Below are 8062 nucleotides of genomic sequence, written 5' to 3'. Positions count from 1 at the left end.
CCATTGCTGGTCACAGCCTGGTCGGCGATCCGTTCATGGTGTCGAATGACCTCAGCGATGATGAAGTTCAGGAACTTCTCGGCGAAGGCCGGGTCGAGTTTGGCGTTCTCGGCGAGGGTGCGCAGCCGCTCGATCTGCCGGGCCTCGCGGGCCGCGTCGGCGGGCGGCAGCTGGTGTCTGGCCTTGAGGTGGCCGACCTGCTGGGTGCATTTGAAGCGTTCGGCGAGCATGTGGACGACGGCCGCGTCGATGTTGTCGATGCTGTCGCGCAGCCGGGCGAGTTCCTCGCGGACGGCGGGGTCGACGTCCGGGGCGGAGGTGTTGCGGGTGGTCATGACCGACCAGCCTACGTGGCGTGGGGGCGCTCGATCATGGGTGGATCGTCGGGGTCGGGACCTGGGTGCTCCAGCCGCCGGGGACGGTGCGGCTCTGCTGGGCGCGGAAGCGGACGGGGGCCGTGCCGGCGCGGCGGGTGAACAGGCGGGAGAAGTAGGGCGGATCGTCGTGTCCGACGCGGCGGGCGACGGCGGCGACGGGCAGTTCGGTGGCGGCGAGGAGTTCCTTGGCGCGGCCGAGGCGGATGCCGAGGAGGTGGTCCTTGGGGGTGCAGTCGGCGCCGCGGCGGACGGCGGTGCGCAGTTCGGCGGTGGTCATGCCGTACCGGGTGGCGTGGTCGGCGACCGTCAGGGGCAGGCACGCGTCGCGGGCGATGCGGGTGACGACGGCGGGTGGGCCGGTGGTGTCGGCCAGGGGGACGACGGGGCGGCCGGGTTCGATGTGGCCGAGTTCGGTGTAGGTGGTGGTGGCGGGGCCGGAGAAGGCGACGAAGCCCTCGTCCCAGCCGGTGCCGGGGTCGGGTGCGAGCCGACGCCGAGGCGGACGGCGCCGAGCCGGTGGTGGGCGGCGCCGAGCCGGTGGTGGGCGGCGCCGAGCCGGTGGTGGGCGGGGCCGAGCCGGTGGTGGGCGGGGCCGGGGGTGAGGGACCGCATCCAGGTGTGGTGCATCCGCGGTGGGGTTCGAGGGGGCGTCGGCAGGGCCGGGGCCGCTGCTCAGGAGCCGATGACCTTGTGGAGGTGCACGTCCTGGTGTCCGCCGGGGATGCCTTCGCTGCGGCCCGTCTCGCGGAACCCGAGCCGCCGGTAGAAGTCCGGTGCCTGGAAGGTGAAGGAGGAGACGATCATCTCGGTGCAGCCCCGCCGCACCGCTTCCTCCTCGGCCGCCCGCATGAGCCGGCTCCCCCGGCCGGCGTGCCGCTGGTCCGCGCGCACCCACAGCATGTCGACGGCGCAGCAACTGCCCCAGATCCAGGCGGTGAGTCCCCCGGCGAGTTCGCCGCCGGTGTCGTCCAGGCGGACGGTGAGCGGCTGTGGGGTGCCGGCTCCGGTCGCTGCGGCGTTGAAGGCGGTGAGCTCGTCGTCGAGGCGCTGTTCGAGGGTTTCGTCCTTGCCGCCCACGCTCAGCAGGACGGCGGTCTCGGATCCTTGTTCGGTGCTCACCGTCGGGAGTATGCCAGGGGCGGGATCCGACCAGGGAAATTCCGCCCGCGGCCTCGTAGAGTGGAACCGGGTTCACGGCCTCTTGGGGGTACGGGCGTGGCGAACGACGGACCGGTCGAGCACGGCTATCCGCATCTGGAGACGGTGCGGGCCGCGGTCACCGCGCTGTACAGGCGGCTGTCGTACGACACCATTCAGACGTTCGGGGCCAGCGTGCCCCCCGCCGACGTGGCGTTCTGCGACACCGACGACCTGTATCTGGGGGCGCAGCGGGTGGCCCGCGAGCTGGTGCGGCACTATCGGCTGCCGGATGCCCGGATGGTCGTCAGTTTCCGGGAGATGTCGCATGCGGCGAACGTCGAACTGACCGCCGGTCCGGAGTACTTCGTCGAGCTGAACGACCGTTTCCGCACCCATCGCCGGGACATCGGCGCGGCTCTCGCCCACGAGGTGATGCACGTCTATCTGCACCGCCTGGACCTGTCCTTCCCCGGCACCCGGGACAACGAGATCCTCACCGACACGGCGACGGCCTACCTGGGTGCCGGCTGGCTGCTCCTCGACGCGTACCGGGAGGACGCCTCGTCCTCCCAGAAGCTGGGCTACCTCACCCCGGAGGAGTTCGGTTACGTCCTCGCCAAGCGCGCCCTGGTCTTCGGTGAGGACCCGGCGGTGTGGTTCACCAGCCCGCAGGCCTACACGGCGTACGTCAAGGGCATGGCCCGGGCCCGCCAGGACGAGCAGCAGCCCCCGCTCACGGCCGCCGGCTGGGCGGGGCGCCGCCGCTACGCCCGCGACCGGCGGCACGCGCCCGGCCCCCAGCCGGGCGTCCCCTACACCTTCAGCCCGGACAGCGGCGGGCACCTGCGGGTCTCCTTCCCCTGCCCGACCTGCCACCAGCGGATCAGGGTGCCGGTCAGGGGGCGGGTGCGGGCACGGTGTGCGTTGTGCAGGTCGGTGCTGGAGTGCGACACCTAGGGCCTGTCCGGCGGGTCAAGTCGCAGGAATGCGCGGCGCCTCGTCGACGCAGGTGAGCGGGGCCCGGTGCGTCGAGCTGCGAGGCGGAGGAGGGCGTCGACGCGATGGGGGTCCGCCCGCTCGAGCGAGGTCGAGAGTGGGGGAGTCGGCAACCGACGACAACGCCGCAGATCGGCGTGCCAGGCCCCGCGTCTGCGGCATGATCCGCCGGACAGGCCCTAGCCGGGCCGGTGCGCCGGGGAACGGTTCTCCTACTCGGTACGCAGAGCCGTCGCCGTACGGGTCCTGGCCGCCCAGCCCGCCGGGAGCAGCGCGCCCAGCAGGGCGATGGTGACACCGGCCAGCCCGAGCAGCACCAGCCGCGGGGTGTCGTACACGTCGAGGACCGACGGTGGCAGGTCGGTGCCGGCCGCGTGCCCCATGACCGGCAGTACGTAGCCGTGCAGGGCGAATCCGGCCGGTACGCCGAGCAGTCCGCCGAGTACGCCGATCCCGGCCACCGAGGCGAGGACGAGGCCCACGGTCTGGCGGGGCGACATGCCGAGGGCCTTGCACACGCCCAGGTCGTGGACGCGTTCGCGGGTGTCGAGGACGACGGAGTTGAGCACGCCGAGTCCGGCGACGGAGACCAGCATGAGCGTGAGCAGCGCGGCCATCGCGTTCAGGATGAGGACCATGTTGTCCTGCCCCGAGGGGGAGTTGGCGCTGGCGTCGGCGCCCAGGGGCCGGACCGTCGCCGCGAGGTCCCGGGCGTACGCGGCGGCGGAGACGTCCGGCTCCACGTCGACGAGGAACACGCCGGGTTCGGCCGCCGGGAAGTCGGCGAGGTTCGCGTGGACCTCCAGGTTGTCGTCGGAGGTGTCGAAGGCCTCGCCGACGATGCGCAGGGTCTGGGCGCGTCCCTGGTGGGTGACCCGTACGGTGTCGCCGATCTCGGTGCCGGTCTTCTCCAGGAAGCCCGAGGGCACGACGACCTGCCCCCGGCCGGTGATCCAGTGGCCGGAGATCATGTCGTAGGCGCCGGAGCGGGAGTCGCCCTGGTAGAGGCTGGCCCGGACGATGCCGGAGACCCCGCCGACGGTGACGTCCGCCTGGGTCTTGGCGTAGTACGAGGCCGTGCCGGGCTGCGCCTCGATGGCGGCACGCACGCGTGCCGGGTCGGCGGCGGCCGGGGGTTCGCCGGTGCCCGCCGCGGGGGCGGGTCCGCGGGGGGTGGTCGGTCCGGCGGCGCCGGTGAAGACGGTGACCGCCGCGCGGTTCTCGGGATCCTGTGCCTCGCCGACCGCGTTCAGGGACGAGGTCAGGCCCACCGCGAAGGTCGCCGCGACCGTGCCGAAGGCCACCGCGAGCAGCATGGCGGCGGTGCGGACCGGGTGGGCGAAGGGTGCGGCGAGGCCGTAGGTGACCGCGCGGGGCAGCGGCAGCCGGCCCGCCGCCCGGTGCGCCCACTGGCCGCGTCCGGTGCGGGGGGCGCGGCCGACCGCGATGGCCTCGACCGTGCGCAGCCGCCCGGCCCGCAGCGCCGGGATCAGTGCCGCGATGCCGACGACCAGCAGCGCGGCGGCCGGTACGACGACGTCCACCCACCAGGCCACCGTGAGCGAGGGGGTGCCGTACACCTGCCCGGTGTCGTCGAGCAGCGGTACGGCCAGGAGGTTTCCGAGGACGACTCCCAGGGCGATGCCGGCGCCCGCCGGGATGAGTGCCTGGGCGACGTAGGCCCGCACGACCTCGCGCGGGGTGAAGCCGATGGCCTTGAGGATGCCGATCCTGCGCAGGCTGGTGCCGACCGCGCCGCTGACCACACTGCCGACGATGATCAGCGACATCGCGATGCCGAGCACGCCGAACGCGATGAGGAAGGGGATGGTGGGCGCCGCGCCCGCGTCGGCGGCGCGCTTGGTGTCCAGGTAGGACTGGGTGCCGAGGAGTGCTCCTTCCGGTACGGCGGCGGTGAGCTGTTTGCGGGCGGCGGTGATCTGGCCGCTGGTGTCCGCGGAGTCGAAGCGGTAGAGCATCTGGCTGGTGACCGGGGTGTCCTTCGAGGCGAGTGCCGTGACCTGGGCGGGGGTTGCCCAGGCGTCCGCGGTCCGGGCGGCGGAGACGGCGATGCCGACGACGGTCAGGGTGGGTGCGTCGGCGGCGTCCGAAGTCCGCAGTGTGGTGCCGAGTTCGAAGGCGGGGCCGGCGAACTGAGAGGTGAGCACGATCTCGCCCGGCTGCGTCGCCCAGCGGCCCAAGGACAGGTCCAGGTCGTCCACGTCGGCGTGCGGGGCGGACCGTCCGGCCAGGGTGAGGGGTGGTTGCAGGTGGCCGCCGTGTTCGTCGACCGCGCGGATCGTCGTGACGGGGTACGGTCCCGCGCTCGCCGTGACGCCGTCCAGGCGGCCGGTGGCGTCGAGCTGTGCCGTGCTCGTCCTCGCAGGGTCGTACTGCGCGGTGAGGTGGGCACCGTTCTGCCGGGCGAAGGCTTTGTCGAAGGGCGCGTCCGCGGCGACCATCAGTGATCCGGCGACCACGGCCGAGGCCACGGCCATCATCACGGCCACGGCGATCACCACGGTCTGCACCCGCCGTCGGCCCACCCCGGAGCGGACGACCCGGGCGAGCGCCCCGCCACCGAAGCCGCTCATCGGACGGCCTCCACCGTGGTGTCGAGGGCGAGATGACCGTCCACCAGGTGGATCGTGCGGCTCGCGCAGGCCTGGGCCAGCGCGAGGTCGTGGGTGACCAGCACGATGGTCTGCCCGCCGCGGTGCAGATCGACCAGCAGCTCCCGTACGTCCTGCCCGGAGGCGGTGTCGAGGGCTCCGGTCGGCTCGTCGGCGAGCAGCAGAGCGGGCCGGTTGACCAGGGCGCGGGCGACGGCGACCCGCTGGCGTTCGCCGCCGGAGAGCCGTCCCGGGTAGGCGCGGGCGTGCTTCTGGATGCCGAGCACCTCCATGAGCTCGCCGGCGCGGGCCGCTGTCCGGCGGCGCGCGGTGCCGGTCAGCTGGGCGGGGAGCTGGATGTTGTCGGCGACGGTGAGGTCGTCGAGCAGGTTGAAGAACTGGAAGACCATGCCGATCCGTTCACGGCGGAACCGGGCCAGTGCGTGCTCGCTCAGCCGGTCGATGCGCTGCCCGGCGACGGTCACCGTGCCCTCGGTGGGCCGGTCGAGGCCGGCGACGAGGTTCAGCAGCGTGGACTTGCCGCTGCCGGAGGGGCCTGTGATGGCAAGGGCCTCGCCCTGCGCGACGGCGAGGTCGAGCGGTCCGAGGGCGGGCGCTGGGGCGCTGTCGTAGCGCTTGGCCACGCCCGCCAGTTCGATCGCGTGAGTCGTTTGGGCCAGGGGAGTCGTCGGGGCCAGGGAGGTCATGGGAGTCGTCCGTCCTTACGGTCGCTCGTGCCCGGTCGGGTCCCGGTGAACCTAGGGGCGGGGCCTGGTCGGGCGCGTCGGCCGCGGCACCGACTTGCGGCCCTCCCCGCGGAGGACCCGGCCGCGGGGTCATCCCTGCGAAGTACGCCTGCCGGGCGGCCTGTTGGCCGGTCTGGTCGTCCAGGCGGACGCGGCCGGGGCGCGTCGGCCACACAATGAGCCGATGGAGACGGAGGAGCGGCTCGGGTGGCGTCGGCAACTGCGGGACGTGCTGCGGCCGGAGGCGAAGGGCGGGCCGCTGTCACGGCGGGCGATGAGCGCCGATGTGGTGCTGGCGGTCGTCCTGACCGTGGTGGCGCTGGTGGTGGCGGCGCGGTATCCCGGTGACGGGCCGGCGTTCGTCGTGCCGAGGGACGCGTACGGGGTGCCCGTCCCGCCCCGGCCTCCGGCGCCGGGTGCGCTGATCGTGGAGGACGCGATCTCGGGGCCGCCCTGGCCCCTGGTGCTGCTGTCGGCGCTGCCGCTCGCGGCCCGGCGCCGGTATCCGCTGGGCGCGTTCGCGGTGGTGCTGGCCGCGGCGCTGGGCATCGGGGACCGTGCCACCTGGATCACCGTGCTGACCTGTGTCATCGGCGCCTACAGCGCGGTGAAGCACAGTCGGTACCGGACACTGGCGCCGGCCTGTCTGGTCGTCGCCGCCGTGCCGGCCGGCCTGGCGTTCCGGCAGACGGATCCGATCCTGCCGGGGTGGTCGAGTCCCGTGGTGGTGCTGCTGGCCGCCGGGGTGGTGGCGGGGACGGTCCGGTTCTGGCAGCGGCGCCTGGCGGCCGGCCGGGACCGGTTCGCGGAGTTGCAGCGGGCGCAGGAGGAGGACATGCGCCGGGCGGTCGAGGAGGAACGGGGTCGGATCGCCGCCGAGTTGCACGACGTCGTGACCCACAATGTGAGCGTGATGGTCATCCAGGCGGGGGCGGCCCGCAAGGTGATGGACGCGGCACCGGAGCGGTCGAAGGAGGCCTTGCTGGCGGTGGAGGCCGGAGGCCGGGCCGCGATGGCCGAACTGCGCCATGTGATGGGCCTGTTGGCGGCCCCGGACCTCGGCGGCGCCGACAGTCCCGCCGACGGTCTGGAGCCGCAGCCGGGCCTCGGACAGCTCGACGCGCTGATCGAAAGGGTGCGGGCCGCCGGGACCCCGGTGGGCGTCGCCGTGTCGCTGCCGCCCGAGCCGCTGCCGGCCGGGGCGGATCTGACGGCGTACCGCGTGGTGCAGGAGGCGCTGACCAACACGATCAAGCACGCGCCCGGCGCCGACGCCGGCGTGACGATCGGCTACACGGGCGACTGTCTGGAGATCGAGGTCACCGACACCGGTGCCGTCCGCGACTCCTCGCCCGCGGACGGCAACGGCAACGGCCGCGGTCTGATCGGGCTGCGCGAACGCCTCGCGGTCTACGGCGGTGAGCTGACGGCGGGTCCCACCCTCGCCGGCGGCTACCGGATCAGGGCCCGTATCCCCTGGCGGGCGGCGTGAACCGGCCGCCGGCGCTGCGCGCGGTCATCGCCGACGACCAGGCCCTCGTACGGACCGGCTTCGGGATGATCCTGGCCGCGGACGGCATCGAGGTGACGGCCGAGGCGGCCGACGGGGCGGAGGCGGTCGCCGCGGTCCGGCGCACCCGGCCCGACGTGGTCCTCATGGACGTCCGGATGCCCCGCATGGACGGCATCGAGGCCACCCGAAGGATCCTCGCCGACAGTGACCCGGACGGCCCGCGCGTCATCATCCTGACCACCTATGACCTCGACCACTACGTCTACGCCGCGCTCACCGCCGGGGCCAGCGGCTTCCTGCTCAAGGACGTCACCCCCGAACACCTGGTGGCCGCCGTACGCCTCGTGCAGTCCGGCGACGCCCTGCTCGCGCCGGCCATCACGCGTCGCCTGATCGAGCGCTTCGCCCACCGCGAGGAGGCCCGGCCGGCCGCCCTCCCCCGCGACCTGTCCGGCCTCACCCCCCGCGAACTGGAGGTGCTGCGGCTCCTCGCGACGGGCCTGAGCAACGCCGAACTCGCGGGCCGGCTGTTCCTCAGCCCCACCACGGTCAAGACCCACATCGGCCGCATCCTGTCGAAACTGGACCTCCGCGACCGCGTCCAGGCGGTGGTCCTCGCGTACGAGACGGGGCTGGTCGCGCCGGGGGATCCGGCGGGGGGCGGCTGACGATCTTGCC

8 protein-coding genes are annotated in these 8062 nt (G+C 73.6%); 3 read left to right on the top strand and 5 right to left on the bottom strand.

Annotated elements, in window-relative coordinates:
• From KUM49_RS14960 to KUM49_RS14950, 3 genes are all read right to left on the bottom strand, one after another.
• A partial coding sequence (locus KUM49_RS14960) for a chorismate mutase (protein WP_217237311.1) occupies nucleotides 1-335 on the bottom strand: 335 nt, incomplete at its 3' end.
• Nucleotides 336-369: 34 nt separating this feature from the next.
• Complete coding sequence (locus KUM49_RS48285) at nucleotides 370-654, bottom strand: helix-turn-helix domain-containing protein (protein ID WP_254401275.1); 285 nt, start codon at nucleotides 652-654, stop codon at nucleotides 370-372.
• A 395-nt stretch (nucleotides 655-1049) separates the two neighbouring features.
• On the bottom strand, nucleotides 1050-1496 hold the full coding sequence (locus tag KUM49_RS14950) for a GNAT family N-acetyltransferase (protein WP_308406624.1): 447 nt from the start codon (nucleotides 1494-1496) through the stop codon (nucleotides 1050-1052).
• Between the two features lie 96 nt (nucleotides 1497-1592).
• Between KUM49_RS14950 and KUM49_RS14945 the strand changes: the two genes are divergently transcribed.
• Nucleotides 1593-2474, top strand: coding sequence for a hypothetical protein (locus tag KUM49_RS14945; protein ID WP_217237310.1), 882 nt, complete (start codon nucleotides 1593-1595; stop codon nucleotides 2472-2474).
• A gap of 251 nt (nucleotides 2475-2725) precedes the next feature.
• Here KUM49_RS14945 and KUM49_RS14940 read toward each other — a convergent pair whose 3' ends face one another.
• Together KUM49_RS14940 and KUM49_RS14935 are read right to left on the bottom strand one after the other, a co-directional pair.
• Nucleotides 2726-5107 (bottom strand): ABC transporter permease, encoded by a 2382-nt coding sequence (locus tag KUM49_RS14940; protein WP_217237309.1) that lies wholly within the window; start codon nucleotides 5105-5107, stop codon nucleotides 2726-2728.
• A complete protein-coding gene (locus KUM49_RS14935) occupies nucleotides 5104-5832 on the bottom strand; it encodes an ABC transporter ATP-binding protein (RefSeq protein ID WP_217237308.1) in 729 nt (242 codons plus the stop codon). Before KUM49_RS14935 ends, KUM49_RS14940 begins: the two co-directional genes overlap by 4 nt.
• 223 nt (nucleotides 5833-6055) lie before the next feature.
• On the opposite strand from KUM49_RS14935, the gene KUM49_RS14930 reads away from it, so the two are divergent.
• Nucleotides 6056-7363 carry a sensor histidine kinase gene (locus KUM49_RS14930; RefSeq protein WP_217237307.1) on the top strand — a complete coding sequence of 436 codons (1308 nt, stop codon included), beginning with the start codon at nucleotides 6056-6058 and terminating at the stop codon, nucleotides 7361-7363.
• Entirely contained in the window at nucleotides 7348-8052 is a 705-nt protein-coding gene (locus KUM49_RS14925) for a response regulator transcription factor (RefSeq protein WP_217237324.1), read from the top strand. Before KUM49_RS14930 ends, KUM49_RS14925 begins: the two co-directional genes overlap by 16 nt.
• Nucleotides 8053-8062 lie beyond the last annotated feature (10 nt).

The organism is Streptomyces sp. AC555_RSS877, from assembly GCF_019049245.1.
Taxonomy (GTDB): domain Bacteria; phylum Actinomycetota; class Actinomycetes; order Streptomycetales; family Streptomycetaceae; genus Streptomyces.
Note: the sequence above shows the minus strand (reverse complement) of the source record. Positions and strands in the feature narration are given on the sequence as shown.

Bases quoted from the DNA above. Each gene is read 5' to 3' on its own strand.
- KUM49_RS48285 (WP_254401275.1), bottom strand. From the start codon at position 654: ATGACCACCGCCGAACTGCGCACCGCCGTCCGCCGCGGCGCCGACTGC.
- KUM49_RS14930 (WP_217237307.1), top strand. From the start codon at position 6,056: ATGGAGACGGAGGAGCGGCTCGGGTGGCGTCGGCAACTGCGGGACGTG.
- KUM49_RS14935 (WP_217237308.1), bottom strand. From the start codon at position 5,832: ATGACCTCCCTGGCCCCGACGACTCCCCTGGCCCAAACGACTCACGCG.
- KUM49_RS14940 (WP_217237309.1), bottom strand. From the start codon at position 5,107: ATGAGCGGCTTCGGTGGCGGGGCGCTCGCCCGGGTCGTCCGCTCCGGG.